Origin of the sequence: Enterococcus hirae ATCC 9790 (assembly GCF_000271405.2) — a bacterium.
Classification (GTDB): domain Bacteria; phylum Bacillota; class Bacilli; order Lactobacillales; family Enterococcaceae; genus Enterococcus_B; species Enterococcus_B hirae.
On the sequence record NC_018081.1, the window covers coordinates 2319372 to 2341586 of the forward strand.

Below are 22215 nucleotides of genomic sequence, written 5' to 3' on the forward strand. Positions count from 1 at the left end.
TTCTTATGTACTATAAAATAAATAACTGTAAGGAGGAATTCTCATGACAAATTATAACGGCGAAAAAGGCAAACGTTTAAGAGGTTCGATGGCGCCTAAAACCGATGATGAAGTAGCATTAGCAGGGACAAATTCTGGTGAAACAGAAAACAAACAAGAATCGTTATCTGGCACAAACTCTGGCGAAGTCAAGGATGTCGCTTTATCTGGTTCTAATTCGGTTGAAGAGGAAGAACCAAAGAAACCGAATGCTTTTGAAAAAGAAGTGGAAAAATTAGCGGAAGAAGTAAAAGAAAAATTTGAAGAATTGACATCTAAAAAAGATACTAAAAAATAGATTTGTCAGTTGCTAGTGATCCTATGAAAAAGACAGCTTTTACGCTGTCTTTTTTATCCAAAAACTATTTTTCCGATTTTAGAAAAAATGGTGTCTGCGCTTACCTTCTTTGTATTATGCTTTATTTATGAGAATAATTTTTTCTCAGCTAAACATTAGGAGGTAATATATGGAAAATTTTGGGTTACAGTTAATCAATTCGAGTGTGCTTGGACAAACCGATTTCATAAGTCTATTCACGACTTATTTATCAGATTATATGTATTTGTTCTTAGGTGGAGCCGTTCTATTTGTTATTAAGTAAAAAAATGTCCGATAAGCCTGCAAGGATCTTCAAAAGGTGCTTCTAAGCAAAGCCAATATAAACGAATGAAATAGATCTTATTTTACTTTGAACAGATTGTTAGTTTACTAATAATCTGTTTTTTTGCCATAACTATAAAAAAATATTATAGTAACTATAAATATCATTATATTGAAAAATGTTTCTATCAGAACTATAATTTTCATGAAAATAACATATGAGATGAAAAGGAGCGTGTATCAACATGAGAAAAACCAGTAGAAAAGTAGTGATCGTTGGAACAGGCTTTGTGGGAACAAGTATTGCTTATGCCATGATCAATCAAGGAATTGCGAATGAATTAGTCTTGATCGATGTCAACCAAGAAAAAGCGGAAGGGGAAGCTTTAGACCTTTTAGATGGTATGGCATGGGGCGAAGAGAATGTTGCTGTTTGGTCAGGTGATTATAGCGAATGCAGCGATGCCGATCTAGTAGTAATCACAGCAGGTATCAACCAAAAACCAGGACAAACTCGTTTAGATTTAGTGAAAACAAATGCTGGAATTATGAAGGATATTGTTCGACAAATCATGGGAGCAGGATTCAACGGAATATTAGTTGTTGCTTCTAATCCAGTAGATATTTTGACTTGCATTGCGTGGAAAGAATCAGGGTTACCTTCTTCTCGAGTAATCGGAACAGGAACAACATTAGATACAACTCGTTTTAGAAAAGAAATTGCCTTGAAACTTTCTGTCGATCCTCGTAGCGTTCACGGCTATATTTTAGGTGAACACGGCGATTCTGAAGTAGCAGCTTGGTCCCATACAACAGTTGGCGGAAAACCAATCATGGAATTTGTCGAAAAAGATCATCGAATCGACGAAAAGGACTTAGATATCATTGCTGATAAAGTTAAAAATGCTGCCTATGAAATCATCGATCGAAAAAAAGCGACTTATTATGGAATTGGTATGAGTACAGCACGAATTGTCAAGGCTGTATTAAACAATGAACAAGCTGTATTACCAGTTTCTGCTTATTTATCTGGTCAATATGGAGTGAAAGATATCTTTACAGGTGTTCCATCCATCGTTGATGAAAAGGGTGTAAGAGAAGTTATTGAATTATCAATTACACCAGAAGAAGAACAAATGTTTAAACAATCTGTCAATGAATTAAGAAACGTATTAAACACCGTGAGATAATTGAATGAAAAAAAGGAGAACGAGCAAAATGCTCATTCTCCTTTTTATTTTTGTTTTAGAAAAAATAGTTCTCTAGGAGAAAGTGAATTGTAATAAAATGGTAGCATATTAGGTAAAGTTTTTGGGAAATGCATTTGAAACAACAAGAAAAAAATGAAGGAGGTGATTGATTTAGAGCAGAATAAGATTATTTTTTTAAATTAGATGCAATAAATATTCTTTCTTCACTTATGATTATTTTATTCTAGAAAAAGGAGATAAGTACTATAATGCCTAAAGATAATGCTGAGTTGATAAAAAAAGAAATTGAATTACGTTCAAAAATTGCTGGGGCAAGTGCTAAAGAAAATTTTTATAGTACCATGACAGTGAGGCTTGAGCGACTAAAAGGTATGGATAGATTTAATCCTTCTAAACGAAAAGAATACCGAGATATAAAAAAATTTATAAAAACTATAGAAAAACGTACTAAAGAAGCATCGTCAAACAAGGAGGGTTATATACAACAATTGCAAGAGTTAGATAAACAACTTAAACAAGGAACTCTTCGGAATTTTGAACAAATAAGAGGAAAATCTAAAGAAGAAATTGCTATATTACCAGATTCTACTCATAATATGAATAGAACGCCTCGGGCATTTGAACAAATAATGGGAGGCTCAAAATCATCTGTTCCATTGTCGCATTCTACCCCTAATATGGATAGACCACCAGCTTTGCCACCTAGAGTTGGAAGATAGACTTCATACATAAATAAGAAAAAAAGAAACGTATTAAACACCGTGAGATAATTGAATGAAAAAAAGGAGAATGAGCGTTTTGCTCGTTTTCCTTTTTAATTTTTTTAGAAAAAATAGTTCTCTAGTAGAAAGTGAATTGTAATAAAATGGTAGCATATTAGGTAACTTTTTTGGGAAATGCATTTGAAACAACAATAAAAAAATGAAAGAGGTAATTGATTTAGAGCAGAATCAGCTTAAAAAGAATAGAAGATGACTGGTAAAATTACTAGATAAATGAAAGGAGATAGTATATGGAAAAGCAGAATACTCAGGAGTTAAGAAGCGTATCTGATGGGCAGAAAAATACTTTAGACAAAGATCAATCGAAGATGATAGATGCAGAGCTAGTTGGCTTGCTTGAAGGAAGAGTTAAACAGAAATCGGAAAAAGCTATTTATTCAACTATCATTCAGTCTCAATCAAGTTCATCGGAGAAACAAGAAGATCAGTCTCAGCCTCTAAATAATAAAGGGGAGTCCCTTAAAAAGAATAAGTTAGACATGGATGAAAATACTGGATGGGGCACCACAGAAAGATACTCTGAAAAAACACAACCTAATCCCCAAACTAACAGCCATTACAAATCTTTTTTAAATGAACTTATCCGCAAGTCAGCGGAAAGAAAGAGTGTACAAAATTCAGCAAATGGTTTAGAGACTGACAATATCTTGAGCAGTGGGAATTCTCAGTCCGTTATGATAAATAAATCTCTGTATCATTTGAATGGACGAGCAGGCATTATTACAAATGTCACGCCCGAGACAAGACACAATATTGATAAAACTACTGGATCTGACACCAATATAGCTTCTCCCGTTTCACAGACTTCTTATAATATCAATAGGTAAACCTGTAAGGTCGGTTTATGAGATAAACAATTGAAAAAATAATGTAAAAATTTAAGGAGATGATTTAAATTTAAACGTCATCAGCGCCGTATGAATCAACTAAACGCACTTGAAGGGCGTAGGCCGGATCTGTACCACGTTGATCATGTATCTTTGATTTTATATGAGGGGATGTTACATAGAGCAGACGGTGGATATGTTTCTGGAAAAAACGAATATGAAAAAATTATAGATAAAAATGATTCTAAAAAAAGGCAGAATGTGGACGAACAACAGAGTGAATTTTTATTATGTTAAGGATCTACTTGGCATAATGTATACAATGTAATCAATTTTTAGTGACTCGCTACTTGTATAATAATGGTGCACTGATCCCTACAGTGTATAATAGAGAAATGCTATATCAGAAATACGATACATTTTTTGTTTCATTTAGATCGGCAGGGATTTAATTTTATGTTAATTTTTCTAATTCAGGGGAAAACAAGAAACCCCATTATTGGTTTTTCTTATTTATAATTACAAATAAAAATAAAGGAAGAAAAAAATGAAAGAATTACAACCTACAAATCCTGTTAGCGAACAAGAATCACAAACTGCAAGTCCTGTTAACGAACAAGATATCGAAGATCGTATAAATCAATTTTTGCAACAAAATGGTGGGAATCCTCCAATAGTATCAAGCAATATTTTTTCTAGAAATAAAAAACAAACTTAGATGTCTTAAACAAGATAGAAACGCTTGGAGACGACCAACATAGTAAACGTTTAAAAATGTTGCTTCAGGAAATGAACGAAATGCACAAAAATTTAAATAAAGATAACTTTAAAGGCCTGTTCCTTAGAGATCGAAAAGAAAATTACGAAAACTTTATTAAAGAAGCAGGATCAGATATTTCAGAAATATTATCCTCTCAAAAAAAAATTCGATATAAAACTGTCTTACCAAGATAACTCAAACCCAAAAAAGAATTGTCTAAAGAAAATAAAGCGTGGGTAAAACTTTTTTCTCTATTCAATGAAACGCAACGTGTTTGGATAAATGGACCTGGTCCAATACAACCTGATTATGACGACAGCATTAAAAAAATGCGAAATCAATCAAAAAAGTTTGATGAAATCAGAGCTATGAGGAAAGTCAAGAAACTTTCCGAAAACAAACAGGATAAAGCAATCAATAAAAACCCTTCCAAAGAAAAATCAGAAGGTTCTTTCTTAGAAAGATAGAATTCATACATAAACAATAAAAATAAAGAAAGAGCAACTAGACATATAGATTAGTCGCTCTTTCTTTATTTTTATTTTACTCTTTTTATTGTTTCTTCGGTTATACTGTCAAACTAGATTTATTCTCTAAATTGTATCAACTCTGTGTATGCTAGCTTGTCCAACGATTTTATTGCTAATTGATTTTCGGATAAATGACGCTTTATAGAACTAAAAACTGGGTAGAAAAACAAGTATCGGTGTCATTAGCGGTCTTAGACGAGTGTTGTAATGATTCAGGTTGTTATGTCGCTGGTTTGATTGCTAACGGACGTAAACGCATGACAAAACAACACAAACAAATGATCGAGAATTATAAGAGTGCTGTTGATCTGATCGTTAGTAAGGAGTGACTTGTATGAAATTGAAATGTAAAGATTATGATTGTAGTATGGAAAAATGTATCTCTTTGTGGAAAGATAAAAAAAGTGTTGTCCAGATTATGATTGTTTTATTGTAGAGAATGTCACATGTGAATATTGTGGAGTTTTTGTTTCTAATTTTGTAAATTATGGATATGGACTTTTGCAAATCATACTAATATAGACAGATAAAAAATTTATTCGTGTTTAAATCTTGTCAAACACGATTTAATTGATATTTTATAATACAAAATAATTTTAAAATTTTGCAATGGTTCGAAAGAGTCATTTTTTTATCTTTTTAGTTTGATTTTGGTTTGATGGGGGTTTAATTCACTTCGAATCTACTTTGTATAATATATATTATGTGAACTAAAATATAAAATTTTTATCTCCTTCCTTTAAAAAAGCCGCAAACCCTCTCTTCTTGCTATTTATTCTATTTCTTTTTGCCAGATAGTATAAAAACGATTCTTTTCTTGTTCAACTAATCAGTTATATATATATATATATATACGCATGCATAAACCATTTAGAATTAAAGCTATCTAGAAATCATTCACACCAAAAATAGATTTTGATGTGAATTTATCTATCCATATTTTGTTAGAGCAATGATTGATAGATGTATCCTAGAAAGTAGTGTTTTATCAGTTGATTAATATACCTTTAAAGTGTAAGAACGATTATATGGGGTTATAGACTGTTAAATATGCCTTTGATTTATGATAATAATTCACGTTGTTTTAAGAATCCAATTACATCATTATTACGCAACAATTCAACTTAATCTTAAAAGAAATACTATAATCAAGGAACATTAGTTTTTTATCTGTCTATATTAGTATGGTTTGCTGATGCCAAAGTTAAACTGGGATCGGTAAATTTTTTAGAAGTGCCACATCGTTCCATACAAAACTTCGATTAATTTCCTGCACTCCTTCAGCAATTAGGGTCGCCCGCCCCTTTTCATGATCAACCTTATATAGGTTATTGTTCCCAAAATATAGTAATGGCTCGTCTTTGTCATAACCGCTCTTGTTTTTAGCATCTAATGGATAATATACTACCGGTTCATTTTTACTCAGCCATTAGGATTCACCTCCAACCATGGTTGACCTGCTATCTGGTCTTTCTTTCCCATAGTTTCAAAATCTTGCAAATTCTGATTAATCTTCCCTAGAGTATGCGATTCCATATGGATTGTTTCAGTTTTATTTCTTTTTTTATTCTTAAAATATTTTTTTAAAAAATTATTTTTTTGAGCTATTTCAACATAACCTTGAAATAGCTCCACTCTCAGTCCTTGCTCATTTCTCTTGAAAAAATGAACACCTCGACGTTCTACTTTATCTGCGAGAAATTTTGACTGTTTATTTTTAGGATCAATTTGATAAAGACTGCCTTTGTACAACATTAATTGAACAGTCATTTTGGGGTTACTTGATGTATACTTCGGAATCCCGATCTTAAGTCCTTTACCAATATAATTTTGATCTGGTTGCGTTATTCTACGATCTACCCCTTTGCTATTTTTTGCTTCTTGGAAAATTTCATTATTTCTGATGATACTACACACTAAATCCGGATGAACAAACATCGTATGAGCACCATTTGTCTTATTTTTTGTCATCTTTACATTAGTAACTAAATTTTGGTAGATATTAAACTTTTTGTTTGCTTGGAACAAGCGGTTTTTTCGATAACGTACATCCTCAGCAATTACATAAGCTTTTCCTTTTTCTTTAAATTGGTTCAAATTTTCTATGTAATAGAGTTTGCCTTGGTGTAAGTATAATAGTTTATCCCCTGGCTCACGATGATGAATCCCATAGATTTTTTCGCCTGGTATTTTTATATTATTAGGTAATTCGGAGAAAACATTTTTATGTTTTGAAATAAGATCATCCAAAAATATATGATCGTTTCCCTTAATCCATTCATGCGTTGCTTGTTGTTGGTCTTCTTTGATTTGCTCCTCAGAAAAATTTAGCCGGTTATACAGTTGCTCCTCACCTGTTGGCGTGGGGTCTTCACTTCGAATATTTATATTATCCATAGTGATTACATCTTCCTATCTAAAAATATACTTTATTTAATGCATTTTTAATAAGAAACTCTCGTTCTTCTTTATAATGCAATAAATCCGAATACTATAATCATTTTATCTAGACGTTCCCACAGGTCTGTCGGAAAGATTCGGAGCCATACGTGTCTTTTTTGGACTATTTTTAGTAAGGGATTGAGTTTGGTTTTGAACATTTTTTTCAGTTTTAGTGAAGTTTTGTGCGTGCATTGTTAAACCTTCTAAAGAGTTTCTTGTTTGAGCGATGTTCCTCGATTGGTTTATTTTTGCTATTTCAAAAATTTTAGAAGCTTTGTATGAAGATATTGGCCATTTCATATTTTCATTATGCGATAAGTTGGATAAGAGTATTTTATTATCTGATTTGATCTTACCATCTTCAAAATTGACATTAGCGGCAACCTTCATAGCCACCTTTGATTTATGATCAACTAAATACAAATTGGTATCTTTCAACAAAAGTGTATATACATCTTTGTTTCTATTTTTATGAGCAATCATTTTTTGGAATTCAATAAAATGAGCCACTTTCTTTTCTATTTCCCCTTTTTGTGTCCACTCCAATCCGGAAAACAACTTTGGTACAGGAAATAAATTCAATTTTATACTTTTATTGATATCGTTTAATGCAAGATCGCTTTTATGAAGTTGTTTATCAAGGTGTTTATTAGTAAGCAAATAAGCTTTTTGGACTTTCCCGCGATCGTTAATCTCTAACTTATAAAGAGCACTTTTGTCGTAATCGTAATAGATTGGGTCTTTATCGTTGTGAAGGTTTGGATCTTTTACTATTGTTAACTTCTTTAACGATGGTATGCTATCAACATCCACCTCAGGCCAAGGTTTACTTTCTATCTGATCCTTCTTTTCCATAATTTCAAAATATTGTAATCGCTGATTGATGTCCGCTAGGGTATCGGCTCTTACATACTTCGTTTGAGTTTTTTCTCTTTTTTCTTTACTAAAAAATGATCTTATCCAACCAATATTGTGAGACTTTTTAAGAGTATTAGGTCTGAATAGCACCATTCTTAGCCCTTGCTCATTTCTCTTATAGATTGTTCCATCTTGATATTTTACGTTATCTGCGAGTAGTTTTGACTGTTTATTTTGGCGGTCAATTTGATAGAGCTTATCTTCATGCAACATTAATTGAACTTTCATTTCCGGATCCCTAGTGCCATATTTAGGGATCCCTATCTTAAGACGCTCACCAATATATGTTGGGTCTGGTTGTGCTACTGTACGAGCTATCCTCTGAGTTTCTTTTGCATTTTCGAAAATTTCATTATTCTTGATAATATTGTACACTAAACTTGGACTAGCAAGTAACGTGCGAGTACCATTTTTCTTATTTTTTGTCGTCTCAGCAAAACTAATTAAGGTTTGGTTGATGTTATGCTGAATGCTCGCTTGGAACAATCGCTTATTTCCATACCATACTTCCTCAGCAATTACATAAGCTTTTTTTTCTCCTTTTTGTGGGTCCAAATTTTCAATATAATAGAGTTTGCCTTGGTGTAAGCATAGTAGTTTATTCATTGGATTATCATCATGAATATTACGTATTTTTTCGCTTGGTATTTTTATATCATCGGGCAATTTAGAGAACTCATTTTGATGGTTTGAAATCATACCATCCAACAATATATGATCATTCACATCAATACGTTCACCTATTTTTTGTTGTTGATCTGTTTCGATTTCTTCTTCAGAAAAATTCAGATGTTTATACAGCTCCTGATCATTCGTTAACGTTGAACCCTCGATTTGATTATTTGTTTCCGGCATAATGATTGCACCTTCCTATTTATGTTATTTTTTGCATAAAAAATAATCATTTGTTTAGTTCTTAACCTTATTAAATATCTGGCATATAAGATTTTGTCGAAACAAAAGATTTTTTAATGCGCTTTTATTTTATAATTATTATTAGTGAGAAATAATCCATTAATTTCCATAAATAGAAATAAAAAGCACCACAAGAAATAACTTGTTATTCTCTAATTTTTTATGAATTGTCGTACCCACTTCTGCGAGCTTTAGCTGTTAACTTGTCTAAAACGACAATTTTCATTCTTAAACATCTAATGTTCAAATCTTATAATCACTAACAAATCAATAACCGACATATTCATTGATGTTATAAGTAAGTGAGCTTAATTCCTTGATAATAAACGGACTTAACCTAGCATTTCCAATAGAAAAAGATCTTAAAACACAAATGTGTTCTAAGATCTTTAGTTATATATTTTACTAATTTATCATGATACTTTTATGATAAAGAAATTTCAAAGTGAATCATTATGCTCTATTATAACTGCGAATGTGGTTTATTTCCGGTAATCAACCAAAATACTGATGCCATAATTGTGTCAATACGGGTAGAAAGTAAATGATTACTAGTGCTGCGATGACCATCAGTAATTGCTTACGTTGTTTCTTTCGTTTCAACAGACTACTTGTTTTGTGTAAAAAGTATGTGGCACTTTTCGCTCCAGCTGTTAGTGTTGATAGTAGCAGTGTAGGTGAGTAAGCCGTAGGATCTTTCGTGATAGACAATAATTTCGTACCATATTCTGGATATTTTAATAATGCTTGATAAACAGCAACAATCGTGATCGTTCCCATCAAATAATTTAACAATGAATGAACTTTTTTCAAACGCTTAAACTCCTTATTTATAAATCGTATGTTATTTTTGGATAAATAAACCAACACTTTTCGGAATAATTATTTTTCTTCTTTATTTTTTTCTCCTGATTTTTCCATCCACGGAAAAGAAAAACCGATCGAATAATCTGCTTTTAGTTCTAGTACCGCATCAAACTTCCCTTTTTTGCCAGTCAACCCTTTAACTACTTTACTAGTCTTACCTTTAGACAATAATTCCCGCATCATCGTTTTCGTCAGCTTCTTCTTTGCAATCGTTGGCCAAAGTTTAAAATCACAGGAAGCATTGGTACAAGTTGCTACTTTTGGATACAACATGACGATCCCTTGTTTACACTTTGGACATCTGCCTAGTTGATCATTTTTCTTCTCCAGCGCTTTGATTTGGCGCGTTCCAGTGATTTCTTCAGATAAATCGACTGAAGTCAGTTGTTTTGGCACGGATTCGAGTAAATGAAGGATGAATTTTTTGATATTTGCTAAAAAGACTTCGGGTGTGCCCTCATTGTTACCGATCTTTTTGAGGTATCCTTCCCACTGAGCAGTCATTTCCGCACTAGTCAACAAAGGTTCTTGAGCGACCGCTTTACAAAGAGTGATTCCTTTAGCCGTAACAGTGATTTCATTTTTAGTGACCTCGATATAGTAACGTTGCTTTAGATTTTCAATAATATTGGCTCGAGTCGCTTCTGTTCCGATTCCCTCAACTTCTTTTAAGATTTCCTGTGCTTCTTCATCATCCAATGTTTTCCCTGCCGTTTTCATCGCAGTGATTAGTGTTCCCTCGTTGTATGGTTTTGGTGGTTGGGTTTCTTTTTGAATACTTTTCAGATCAACGCCGACCACCTGACCTTTTACCACATCTGGTAATACTTGGACTTCTTTCTGCTTGCTTTTGGTTGCTAAGATCATTTGCCACCCTTTTTTGATTGGAATTTTCCCTGTACTTTTTAAGCGAAGTTCTTGGACACCAGTATAAATCGTTGTTTCTTCATATACATAATTTTCGGCAAACATTGCCATAGTCGTTTTCGCTACTTGTAAATAGATGGCTTGTTGCAGACGTGATAATTGCGCAAAACGTTCCTTGGAAGGAATCGTTTTTGTTGGAATAATTGCATGGTGTTCTTGGACTTTTGTCGCATCAACATATCTTTTTTTTGACCATGTTTCAGGAGTCTCTACGCTGCTGATCCCTAAAAAATCTTTATAACGTACTAAGTTTTTCACCAAGTAGTGATGTTCATTTTCAGTAATGTAAGTAGAATCTGTCCGAGGATAGCTTAAAAATTTCTTTTCGTAGAGCCCTTGGGCAGCATCTAATGTCGCTTTGGCACTCACCTTCATCAATTGGTTCATTTTTGTCTGGAGACTAGATAAAGAAAATAAACGTGGACTACTTAGTTGTTTTTCTTTTTTAATGACCGATAAGATCTGTCCTGATTGCTTCCCTAAATGCGCGCCTGATTTTTCAATTACTTGATGTAGCGCTTCGAGGGTTTTAAAATTCTGCTTGGGATCGATTTTCCCTGTAAACCGTCCATCATCACAACTGATCGTCGCTTCTACTTCATAGTATGGTTCTTTTTTGAAGTTTTTAATCGTTTCTTGTAACTGATAGATCATATATAGGGTTGGCGTTTGGACACGTCCTAAAGAAAAGCTGCCATCGATCCCTTTTTGTTGCAGTAAGAGACTATATAATGGACTCCCGTTCATCCCGATCAACCAATCCGCATTCTGTCTAGCTTTCGCTTCTTTATATTTAGGAAAATAGCTCTCGCCTGGACGAAGGTTTTTAAAGCCTTCATAAATCGCCTCTTTTTCCAGCGAATTGATCCACAAACGTTGATACTTTTTGCTTTTGGTGAAGGCTTGTGCTTGAATGATAATCGACCAAGCAATGGCTTCTCCTTCACGGTCTCCATCTGTCGCAATAATGATCGTATCCGCTGATTGTAATTCCTTTTTGACGATTGAAAATTGTGCTTGTTTTTCTTTCGGCACTTCATAGCGGAAGGTTTCTGGGAAAATTGGTAAGTTAGCTAAGGACCATTTACTCCAACGTTCTTCATATGCACCAGGAGGGACCATGTCCACTAAGTGACCGAATCCATAAGTAATCGTTACTTCCCCACTAAACAACGGGTCAACGATCTCATAATACCCTTCGTGACGTATTCGTTTCTTAAATGTTTCAGCATAAGCTTTTGCTTGGGAAGGTTTTTCAGCCAGTATAACAGTTTTCATTTTATCCCCTCCATGATTCTCAGTCTTAGAACAGACTTCTTTATTATGGAACAAACATTCGCATATGACAACCCAAAAACTATTTTTTCAAAAGAAAAAAACGACTGAAGACCCTTGTCTAACAGTCGTTTTATGAACTTAGCTTTTACAATTGGTGAAAATCCAAAGTGTTGAATCGTCCACCTATTAAAAATGGAGGACTTTTACCTAAACGAAGTGAAATAGATGATTACAGAGAGTAACTTCCTATTTCTTTTCTTCCATTTATTTACTTAAAAAATCACTGATTGCTGCACGATTGGCGTCATTGTCGATCACCAAAATACTTCCGGCATAACTACTGTTTCCGAAGTTCCATGAACCTTCAACAGGCACACTTAAGCGATCCACACCACCGACACCTCGAGCAATCGACAAGAGATTTTTGATAATAAAGAATGATGAAACATCCGTTGAGGTATAACCAATGGCTTTTCCGGCAGCGTAAGGGGCACGAATCAAGTTTAGGGGATTTTTTAGCTGACTAAAAATCGTATTCATGACTTGTTGTTGCCGTCTTACTCGACCAAAATCGCCTTCTTCGTCTTTTCTAAAACGTGCATACTGTAAAAGTGTATGACCATCCATTTTTTGGACACCTTTTTTGATATCGACACCATCCAGATTCAAATCTTTCTCTGCATCGATCTTGATACCATTCATAAACAATGCATCGACCACTTTTTCAAACGATTTAAAATCGACTTTTGCGTAATACTGGCAATCAAGTCCAAAATTTTCTTTGATGGTTTGACGGACCAGATCAGCACCGCCATATGCATAAGCTGCATTGATCTTGTTTTGACCAACTCCTGGAATTGCTACAAAACTATCACGCATGAATGAGATCAATTTTGGTTTATGAGCAGGTCCATCTAACTGTAACACCATGATCGTATCTGCACGACCAGCATCCTCACCTCTAGTGTCACTACCTAATATCAAAATATTATGTGCGCCACTCGAAGACTGTACACCATCAAATGATTCCGTTGTAACACTCGGCAAACTGGTATCATGCTCTGCCATGGATTTCCCGACAAAAAAGGAAATGACTGAAAATAAGAATAAAAATAGAATAATGCCTAAAATGATTTTCCCCCACGAACGTTTCTTTTTTGGACGAACTTCTTTTGGCTCTTTCTTCCTCTTAAAAAAATTTTTCTTCGTTTGATTAAATCCTTTTTGTTTCCTGCTTTTGCATAGGAATAAGGGGTTTGATAGTCATTAGCTTGTCCTTCTCTGGAAGAATAAGAAGAATCCTGATCAGGTTGATAGATCCGAGTAGCTTCATCTCTTGGATCATTCAACGCTTTGTCCTTTTGACGTTCACGTCTAAAAAAACCGGTTGATTCTTTTTTAATGGTTTTGCTTTTTTATGGATGTTCTTATAACGATCCATCCGACTCATTTTGTTTCCTCCCTGCTATCTGTACAAGTAAATAAAGGATACGCTATCTTCTTGATAAAAACAGCTATTTGAACCACAATTTAATAAAAAATAACGAAATGAAACAAGCCATTACACGTAAAGCTCATCACACTTCTTGTTCTAATTGTTCTCGTATGTTCTGGACTGGCATTTCTCGATGTGTCCACAGTTCAAAAGCAATTGCTCCTTGATGAATCAACATACCTAAACCATTATAGGCTTTGATTCCCATTTTTTTGGCTTCTTGGATTAATCGTGTCTCACTAGGGGAGTAGATCAAGTCAAAGACGGCTAATTGCGAATGCAACAACTTTACATCAGCAATCGGTAATTGGTCTTTCTTGCTTCCCATTCCGATATCAGTTGCGTTGATCAATAGATTCGCCTGACTCAAATCTAATGCCAGTTGACTTTCGTCCGCATAATCATGTAATCGGATGGGACAACCTGTTTTCTCAGAGACTTTCACAAAATACTCTTTTAGTGGTAAAAAAGTGGCATTCAAACGTTTGTAAATCGTGATTTCTTGTGCGCCTTCTAGTGCCATTTGGACGACAATTGCTTTTGCTGCACCACCTGCTCCCAGAACAACGATTTTTTGATTTTTGATTGGATGCCCCGTTTCGTTGACGGAACGTACAAATCCCATACCATCTGTATTGTAACCAATCAAACGTTGCTCCTGGTGAACGATCGTGTTGACCGCTCCGATCAATTCCGCTTCAGGGCTTAACTGATCAAGGTATGCTAAGACAGCCGTTTTATTCGGCATTGAAACATTCACGCCCAACATATCTAATGTGCGGATACTCTCAACGGCTTGTCTTAGGTTCGTTTGATCTACCTCAAAAGCCAGATAAACGGCATCAATACCCCAATGTGAAAATGCCAGATTGTGCATCAACGGTGAAAGACTATGAGAAGCAGGCTTTGCAAAAAAGCCTGTGAGTTTTGTTTTACCAGAGATCATCTTTTTCCTCCTTATAAAATAAAACAACCATCCAATCCTCGTAAACATGACACGAGACATCAGATGGTCGATTGTTTAGTTCTGTTTCTTGTGCTTTTTCTTATGTCTATGATTGACGAGTCTTTCTAAGTTTAAAGGAGGTATGAGAAACTTGTCAACATGATTGTCAAACAAGCATGGCCTCTTTCTCATTCATTTAAAACAAATCAATGTACTATAGGCATACTAGGCACAAAGTAGAAGGAAAAGCAGTCAGTAATCAAAAACTAATCTAACACTTCTTCAAAAAATTGTAATAGATCCGCTAGTGACAATTGCTCTTTTTCTTCTTTAGACAAATCTTTCACGATCCGTCCTTTTTGTAAAACGATCAGACGATTCCCATAATTCAAGGCATCTTCCATCCGGTGGGTGATCATCAAGCACGTCAAGTGTTGTTCAGTAATCCTGCGATTGGTTAATTGCATCAATGATTTGGCAGTTTTAGGATCGAGCGCTGCTGTATGTTCATCTAATAGCAGCAACTCAGGCGCTTCAATGGTCGCCATCAACAAACTCAATGCTTGGCGTTGCCCTCCTGATAATTCCCCAGCTGGCGTATCTAGATGCTGCTCCAACCCATTTCCAACTTCTTGACACAATTGATAAAATTTTTCTCTTTGATTCTTTAGGTTACGGAGACGAAGGGGTCTTTTCTTTCCTCTTTTTTGAGCCAAAAGCAAGTTCTCTGCTACTGTCATCCTTGGAGCTGTGCCCATCTTAGGATCTTGGAACACCCGAGAAAGAAAAGAAGCCCGTTTTTCTTCTGTTTCTTTCGTGATATTCCGCTCTTTAAAAGCGATCGACCCTTGACTTAATTGTAATGTTCCTGCGATCGTGTTGAACAGCGTACTTTTTCCCGCACCATTTCCACCAAGGACCGTAATAAAATCGCCTTTATTGATTGTCAAATCAATTCCATCTAATAATACTTTTTCTTCATTCATGCCATTGCTAACGACTTTTTTTCCATTTTTAATTGTGATGATCGCTGTCATGGTCAAACCTCCTTTTCAAAACCGGTTTTAAGTTTCAATGCTTGTTTTAACTGAGGAATCATCAAACAAATGGCTAAAATAATAGCGGAGAAGAGTTTGAGATATGTTGTGTCAAACCCAAGTTTAATGACGATCAGGATCAATAATTGATAGATGATGCTTCCCACGACAATGGCAATCAAGCGTTCTGCTAACGTTAATTCGTGGAAAATCACTTCTCCAATAATGATAGAAGCTAGCCCGATCACGATGACACCAATTCCTTTATTGACATCGGCATACCCATCATTTTGTGCAATCAATGCACCTGATAAAGCAATAACACCATTTGAAAGAGTCAATCCTAAGATTTTCATTCGATCTGTTTTGATCCCTAAGGAACGAGCCATCGTTTCGTTGTCTCCTGTCGCGATATACCCTTGACCTAAATCGGTATTGAAAAAGAACAGTAAGACACCAATCAAGAGACTTAATGCAAGCAAGCCAAGTAACACGGTATCAAAATAGTCAGGTAAATGAAGACCATTGAACGTATCTTGTAAAATCGAATGGTTCAATAAAGAAAGATTTGGTGTGCGCATCACGAATAAAATCACCGAGTTTAATCCAGACATGACTAAGATTCCGGCAAGGATCACTGGGATCTTTCCTTTGGTATACAACAGCCCCGTAACTAGTCCGGCAAGCATGCCTGCACCAACGCCAAGCAGTGTTGCTAAAACTGGGGAGATCCCATGAGTGATAGCTGTCACACAAACTGCTCCACCTAATGGAAATGATCCTTCAGTCGTCATATCAGGAAAATCCAAAATCCGATAAGTCATAAAGATTCCTAATCCTAAGATTGCCCATAACATCCCTTGTGAAATTGCTGATACGATCATTGTTCATCCCCCTCGTCTTTCGGTTCTTCTGAAACATTTTTAGCTTCTTGCTTTATTGAATCAGGAATCGTGATCCCTAATTTTTCCGCCTGTTTTTCATTGATAATAACATCGCCTTTATCAAAGACGTAAACAGGTGTCGTTGCTGGTTTTTCTTTTCCTAGTGCAAGCATCGCAGCCATTTTCCCACTTTGGACACCTAAATCATATTGGTTAATTCCGATCGTTGCCAAGCCACCTTGTTCGACCATTGAATCAACTGAAGGGATCACTGGGATCTTCGCTTTATCAGCTTCTTTTACCACTGTCTGCATAGCATTAGCAATTGTATTGTCTAAAGGAACATAAATGAAATCCACTTGTTGACTCATCACTTGGACAGTTTGGGCGATTTCATTCGTAGAAGGTACAGCATATTTTACTGAAGTCAAACCTACTTTTTGAATCGCTTTTTCTGCTTGGCTTACTTGGTATTTTGAATTATCTTCTGAAGAAGCGTATAAAATCCCGACTTTCTTCGCATTCGGCAACAATTCAGCGCCTAACTTGATTTGCGCTTCAACAGGAGGCTGATCAGATACGCCTGTGATGTTTCCACCTGGTTCTTTTAAAGACTTCACTAAGCCGGCACCAACTGGATCTGTGACCGCACCTAAGACTAGTGGGATCGTATTCGTTACATTAGCTAAAGACTGAGCAGCCGGAGTAGCGATCCCTACTAGGACATCTGGGTCAGCTTGTACTAATTGTTGACTCATAGTGGCTAATTTACTTTGATCAGCTTGCCCGTTTTGAAAGGAGATCGTTAAATTTTTTCCTTCCTCAAGCCCTGATTGTTCGAGACCGTCTTTGATCCCACGGTAAATTTCATCTAATGCCGGATGGCTCACATATTGCAAAACCCCAACGGAAACAGTTTGATTCGTTTCTTTTGGTTTCGATTCAGTAGAAGCAGGCGTTATTTTTTCATAAATAAAGGTTCCTACTAAGTAAAGCATAATAAGTGCAACAACTGTGATCAAACGTTTATTTTTCATTTTTCTTCCCCCTCATTCCTTTAATCATTATTATTCAAGTCTGGTTTCTGACACGAACTGACAAAAAAAGACAATCACCCCAACGGTAATTGTCTTCTTACATACAAAAAACCGCATAGATCGAATCTATGCGGTAGTCAAATTTCTTGTCCAGCACAGATACAAATTTTAGATTTGTACTCTAAAAAGTTGTATCTACGGTCAAAGTTCGCCATCAATACAACTTATCTACGCCAGTTACGCCAAGCTTGAGTTGTTCCTGCTAAAAATTGGTTTGATAAGTTCATTGTGGATCACCCTTTCCTTAATAATTAATCTAAGTCTAATCGAATTTAGCATGTTCGTCAACTGTTTTTTTATTCCGTCTTATTTCCAGCATTAAGATCTGTTCCCAGTTGAGTATTAGTCGAAGTCGTTTGCGTTTCTTTCCCAAGTTCTTCTTCTAATTTCTTGATATTCGCTAATGGCAAACGATTTAATTCGGGAATCAGCTGCGTAGGGAAATCACTTAACTGATTTGCGTTATAGACTAAGCGATTGGTTTCTTTGCCATTTTGGAAAAAGATTACCGTCAAATGTTCTTGCTTTAAATCGTAGCGTTGTTCTAATTCATTGACCTGATAAACCAATGGGTAAAAATAAATAGGGCGATTCAATTCCGCCATTTTTTTTGGATCATGAAAAATGTCCATTAATGCTTGATACATTTCTCCACTTGGCACACTGAACAAAACTGAAATAGCTTTACTTTCTTCAATTGTTTGCGAGGCTTCATTGATATTCAAAGGTTTAAGCTTAGGAGAATCGATGTCTGCATAGACTAAGCTCTCCACCTGTGCTTCTCTAATATTTTTAGGAAAGACAAACATCGTGATCGTAATGACCAGTGAAACAAGGAATACGAACAATAAACGCATAAAATAGCGTTGTGGATGCGTATCGAAATCAGCCAAAAAATGATGGTATTTGACTTTGATGGTCTCACTTATCTCTTTCCACATAGCGATCACCTTCTTTTTCGTTTTCTTTTATTATACCTAAGTTTGAGGTAGATAGAAAAAAATACATTTAAAGAATATCGATTATTTTTCAATCCAGTATCTTTTTATGATCAAATCAGTTGATAACTACCTAGTAAATTGGTCTTTTTACGTTTTTTCGTTATAATGAAACTACTTATGAAAAGAAATGAGGAATGAACCATGTCCTTTGATGGTGTCTTTACTCATGCAATGATCAATGAATTGCGTGAGACTCTATTATCTGGTCGGATTTCTAAAATCCACCAACCTTACGAAAATGAAGTCGTATTAGTGATTCGCTCACGTGGTAAAAATCAGCGTTTGCTCTTATCTGCACATCCTAGTTATGCTCGAATCCAGATCACTCAGATCGACTATCAAAATCCAGACACACCACCGAACTTTGTGATGATGTTACGCAAGCATCTTGATGGGGCAATTTTGGAGTCGATCGAACAAATCGAAAACGACCGAGTGATCCACTTTCATTTCACGAAACGAGACGAACTAGGAGATCTCCAAAATATCATTTTGATTGTGGAACTCATGGGTCGACATAGCACGATCATCTTAGTGAATAAAGAATCAGGAAAAATCTTAGATGCGATCAAGCATATTGGTAGTTCACAAAACACTTATCGTTCCCTTCTGCCTGGTGTAGACTATATTGCTCCACCTGAACAAAACCAGCTGAATCCCTTTAGTCAGGAAAAAGAAAAAGTCTTCCATCGGCTTTCTCAAATGGACTTGACACCAAAAGGAATCCAACAACAATTTCAAGGAATCGGTTTTGATACTGCGCAAGAATTGGTAGCTCGCTTAACAGAACGCCCCAATGAAAAAATGTTGGTATGGCAAGAATTCTTCACAGCAATCGACACCCAACTCTCCCCTAGCCTTTATGAAGTAGCGGAGAAAGAATATTTTACGCCGATCAACTATCGTTTCTTTGACTCAAATACGCAACAAAAAAAGATGTACCCGACTCTCAGTGCGTTATTAGATGCGTTTTACCAAGAAAAAGCGGAAAAAGACCGTGCCAAACAACAAGGTGGCGAGCTCATCCGCAAGATTGAAAACGAGCTTAAGCGAAACAGAAATAAACTGAAAAAACGGGAGCAGACCTTAAAAGATTCGGAAAATGCCGAAGATTATCGTCGAGATGGCGAACTATTAACTACTTTTATGGCTCAAGTACCTCGGGGCGCAAATGAAGTAACATTGCCTAATTATTATGAAGAAGATCGGCCGATCACAATCAAGCTTGATCCAGCATTAACGCCCAATCAAAATGCCCAAAAATATTTCCATCGCTACCAAAAACTAAAAAATGCCGTCAAATTGATTGGTAAACAGATCGAAGAAGCCAAAAATGAGATCGATTATTTAGAATCTGTCTTGTCCCAATTAGAGATTGCTGGACCTATGGATATCGAAGTGATCAAAGAAGAATTGACAGCAGAAGGTTATTTAAAAAAGAAATCTTCGAAAAAACAAAAACGCAAGAAACCTTCACAGCCAGATCAATATCTTTCTACTGATGGTACGTTGATCTTGGTAGGGAAAAACAATCTTCAAAATGATCAACTTTCCTTAAAAACGGCGAAGAAAACAGACTATTGGCTCCATGCCAAAAATATCCCTGGCTCTCATGTCATTATCAAAAGTGACCAGCCATCTGATGAAACGATAACTGAAGCCGCTGAATTAGCTGCTTATTTCTCAAAATACCGTCATTCCGCCCAAGTACCAGTGGACTTGGTTCAAGTCAAGCATTTGCGCAAACCGAATGGCGCAAAACCAGGCTATGTGATTTATGAAAATCAAAAAACGATCATTGTTACTCCGGAAGAAGAAAAGATCAACAAGATGAAACAGATGACTAACTGATGTAATGCAATTTAATCTAGTCAACAGTATCGCATCTGGCCATCATCGATGAGTAAGCACTCCCCTTTTTATTCGCTAACATGACAAGTGCCTGTTCCAGAAAATATCGGATGATTTTTCTGGAACAGGCACTTGTTTCTATTATCTAGTCTATTGCTATCTTTGAACGGGTTCATCCAAGAAACTTCACTCTTGTCTTTCATGACAGCAAAAAAACGAGTAAGATGTCGAATGCCACCCTTACTCGTTTGTTAAAAACAGGCGTTTTGTTGATTTCTTCTCACTTTCTTTGTTCTTTTAAAAAGCTGGAATATTTGCGCCTTTAGAATTTTTCTTAATATACTCAGCGACTTCTTTCGTCGTCATTGCTTTTTTCAATACGTTGATTTTCTCGCTGTCTTTTTCCCCTTCTCTCGTTACCAGTTGCAGAGCGTAATGTTTGCTGGCAGCTTCATCTTCCAGTAAAATCGCATCTTTGGTCGATAAGCCCGCTGGTTCTAAGTAAGCAGGGTAACAAAAGACCATCGCAATGTCATTTTCATCATAGGCTTTTACTAGATTCAATAAATCGATTCGTTCAAACTGAAGATTTTTAGGATTGTCAACGATATCCGCCACTGTGCCGTTGAACCCGATGTTGTCCTTTAATTTGATGACACCATTTTTATTTAAGATTGCTAATGCCCGACCTTCATTTGTTGGATCGCTTGGAATACCGACTTTAGCATTTTTGGGCAATTGATCAGCATTCTTATAGTTTTTGGAATAAAAGCCCCCCGCAAAATAATAAATGGGTTGGACGGCGACTAAATCTGCTTTTTTTTCTTGATTGAACATTTCCATAAACGGTTCATGCTGTGCAAAATTGGCATCTGCTTCGTCATGTTGAACGGCATCATTATAAGCTACATTGTCACTTACTTCCATAATATCAATGGTGTAACCCTGTTTCTCCACTTCTTTTTTGGCAATCTCCAAAATATCTTTTGATGACTCTAACTGAACAGCCACTTTGATTTCCTTTTTGTCTTTATCCGCTGAATGACCTCCACAAGCTGCTAAAGTTAAGATCGCAATCATTGCGAAACCAATCAAATAAAACTTCTTCATTCTTCTTCCTCCTATTTTCGTTTATCCAGTGTCTGAGCAACAAAGTTTCCCAGCATTTGTAAAATAAAGACTAAAACGATCATGATCACAATGGCGACATACATGACCCCATATTCATAGCGTTGATAACCGACACGAACAGCAAAATCACCGATTCCGCCACCGCCAATGACTCCCATGACAGTCGAATAGGAAACCATACTGACAGTCGTCGTCGTATACGCCAAGACTAAACCACTTCTCGCTTCTACTAGTAAAAAATGCCAGATATATTGAAAGCGAGTCGTCCCTAATGAATTGGCCAATGCATAAGTTTCGTCAGAAACATCCAGCAAGACCTGTTCAACTAGCCGGGCAAAGATAGTGATCGCAATGATACTAAGTGGTACAGAAGCTGGTATAGGACCAAAGGCTTTGCCTAATATCGCGCGAGTTACTGGGATCAACGCAATCACAAATAATAGATAGGGAAAAGAGCGGATCACTGTGACTAAAAAATTCAAAGTCCAATAAATCCAAGGATAACGACCACGAACTTTAGGATTCGCCAAAAACAACCCTAAACCTAGTGGCAATCCGCCAACCACACACACGCCCATCGAAATAGCCATCATGATGCCCGTTTCTTCGAGACTGGTCAGTAGCGCTGGCCAATACTCCATCATGCTTTGTGAATGAATCATTGCGCTAAGCTCCT

At 35.9% G+C, this 22215-nt stretch carries 20 protein-coding genes and 1 pseudogene; 9 read left to right on the top strand and 12 right to left on the bottom strand.

Going from position 1 to position 22215, the window contains the following annotated elements; all coding sequences use genetic code 11:
- Positions 1–43: 43 nt before the first annotated feature.
- From EHR_RS11045 to EHR_RS14125, 8 genes are all read left to right on the top strand, one after another.
- Positions 44–337, top strand: coding sequence for a hypothetical protein (locus tag EHR_RS11045; protein WP_010737563.1), 294 nt, complete (start codon positions 44–46; stop codon positions 335–337).
- Positions 338–506: 169 nt separating this feature from the next.
- Positions 507–641 carry a hypothetical protein gene (locus tag EHR_RS14640; RefSeq protein WP_010737562.1) on the top strand — a complete coding sequence of 45 codons (135 nt, stop codon included), beginning with the start codon at positions 507–509 and terminating at the stop codon, positions 639–641.
- 244 nt (positions 642–885) lie between these two features.
- Positions 886–1830: an L-lactate dehydrogenase gene (locus EHR_RS11050; protein ID WP_010719177.1), complete on the top strand. Its 945-nt coding sequence runs from the start codon at positions 886–888 to the stop codon at positions 1828–1830.
- A gap of 269 nt (positions 1831–2099) precedes the next feature.
- Entirely contained in the window at positions 2100–2570 is a 471-nt protein-coding gene (locus EHR_RS11055; protein WP_010737561.1) for a BAR domain-containing protein, read from the top strand.
- A 293-nt stretch (positions 2571–2863) separates the two neighbouring features.
- On the top strand, positions 2864–3460 hold the full coding sequence (locus tag EHR_RS11060) for a hypothetical protein (protein WP_010737560.1): 597 nt from the start codon (positions 2864–2866) through the stop codon (positions 3458–3460).
- 547 nt (positions 3461–4007) lie between these two features.
- Positions 4008–4178, top strand: a complete 171-nt coding sequence (locus EHR_RS14305) for a hypothetical protein (protein WP_014834665.1) — start codon at positions 4008–4010, stop codon at positions 4176–4178.
- 254 nt (positions 4179–4432) lie between these two features.
- Positions 4433–4687 (top strand): hypothetical protein, encoded by a 255-nt coding sequence (locus EHR_RS11075; RefSeq protein ID WP_014834667.1) that lies wholly within the window; start codon positions 4433–4435, stop codon positions 4685–4687.
- Positions 4688–4881: 194 nt separating this feature from the next.
- Positions 4882–5079 carry a hypothetical protein gene (locus tag EHR_RS14125; RefSeq protein ID WP_123874784.1) on the top strand — a complete coding sequence of 66 codons (198 nt, stop codon included), beginning with the start codon at positions 4882–4884 and terminating at the stop codon, positions 5077–5079.
- Positions 5080–6172: 1093 nt separating this feature from the next.
- Here EHR_RS14125 and EHR_RS11080 read toward each other — a convergent pair.
- The 10 genes and pseudogenes from EHR_RS11080 to EHR_RS11130 form a co-directional block, all read right to left on the bottom strand.
- Positions 6173–7147 carry a hypothetical protein gene (locus tag EHR_RS11080; protein WP_010737558.1) on the bottom strand — a complete coding sequence of 325 codons (975 nt, stop codon included), beginning with the start codon at positions 7145–7147 and terminating at the stop codon, positions 6173–6175.
- 105 nt (positions 7148–7252) lie between these two features.
- On the bottom strand, positions 7253–8965 hold the full coding sequence (locus EHR_RS11085) for a hypothetical protein (RefSeq protein WP_010737557.1): 1713 nt from the start codon (positions 8963–8965) through the stop codon (positions 7253–7255).
- A gap of 555 nt (positions 8966–9520) precedes the next feature.
- Positions 9521–9805 carry a hypothetical protein gene (locus tag EHR_RS11090; RefSeq protein WP_174270245.1) on the bottom strand — a complete coding sequence of 95 codons (285 nt, stop codon included), beginning with the start codon at positions 9803–9805 and terminating at the stop codon, positions 9521–9523.
- A gap of 102 nt (positions 9806–9907) precedes the next feature.
- Positions 9908–12097, bottom strand: coding sequence for a type IA DNA topoisomerase (locus tag EHR_RS11095; protein ID WP_010737556.1), 2190 nt, complete (start codon positions 12095–12097; stop codon positions 9908–9910).
- A gap of 264 nt (positions 12098–12361) precedes the next feature.
- Positions 12362–13547: pseudogene (locus EHR_RS11100) on the bottom strand (LCP family protein).
- 127 nt (positions 13548–13674) lie between these two features.
- Positions 13675–14538 carry a shikimate dehydrogenase gene (locus tag EHR_RS11110; protein ID WP_010737554.1) on the bottom strand — a complete coding sequence of 288 codons (864 nt, stop codon included), beginning with the start codon at positions 14536–14538 and terminating at the stop codon, positions 13675–13677.
- A 266-nt stretch (positions 14539–14804) separates the two neighbouring features.
- Positions 14805–15575: an ABC transporter ATP-binding protein gene (locus tag EHR_RS11115; protein WP_010719188.1), complete on the bottom strand. Its 771-nt coding sequence runs from the start codon at positions 15573–15575 to the stop codon at positions 14805–14807.
- Between the two features lie 2 nt (positions 15576–15577).
- Complete coding sequence (locus EHR_RS11120) at positions 15578–16459, bottom strand: ABC transporter permease (protein ID WP_010737553.1); 882 nt, start codon at positions 16457–16459, stop codon at positions 15578–15580.
- Positions 16456–17496: a tryptophan ABC transporter substrate-binding protein gene (gene trpX / locus EHR_RS11125; RefSeq protein WP_010737552.1), complete on the bottom strand. Its 1041-nt coding sequence runs from the start codon at positions 17494–17496 to the stop codon at positions 16456–16458. Before trpX ends, EHR_RS11120 begins: the two co-directional genes overlap by 4 nt.
- Before the next feature lie 356 nt (positions 17497–17852).
- The gene (locus EHR_RS11130; RefSeq protein WP_010737551.1) at positions 17853–18497 is read right to left on the bottom strand and encodes a hypothetical protein; all 645 of its coding nucleotides are present in this window, start codon (positions 18495–18497) and stop codon (positions 17853–17855) included.
- 201 nt (positions 18498–18698) lie between these two features.
- Between EHR_RS11130 and efbA the strand changes: the two genes are divergently transcribed.
- The gene (efbA, locus tag EHR_RS11135) at positions 18699–20408 is read left to right on the top strand and encodes a fibronectin-binding protein EfbA (protein ID WP_010737550.1); all 1710 of its coding nucleotides are present in this window, start codon (positions 18699–18701) and stop codon (positions 20406–20408) included.
- A 297-nt stretch (positions 20409–20705) separates the two neighbouring features.
- Here the strand turns inward: efbA and EHR_RS11140 are convergent, their stop codons facing one another.
- Both EHR_RS11140 and emtB read right to left on the bottom strand, forming a co-directional pair.
- Positions 20706–21518 carry a metal family ABC transporter substrate-binding protein EmtC gene (locus tag EHR_RS11140; protein WP_010737549.1) on the bottom strand — a complete coding sequence of 271 codons (813 nt, stop codon included), beginning with the start codon at positions 21516–21518 and terminating at the stop codon, positions 20706–20708.
- 11 nt (positions 21519–21529) lie between these two features.
- Complete coding sequence (gene emtB, locus EHR_RS11145; RefSeq protein WP_010737548.1) at positions 21530–22201, bottom strand: metal ABC transporter permease EmtB; 672 nt, start codon at positions 22199–22201, stop codon at positions 21530–21532.
- Positions 22202–22215: the final 14 nt, after the last annotated feature.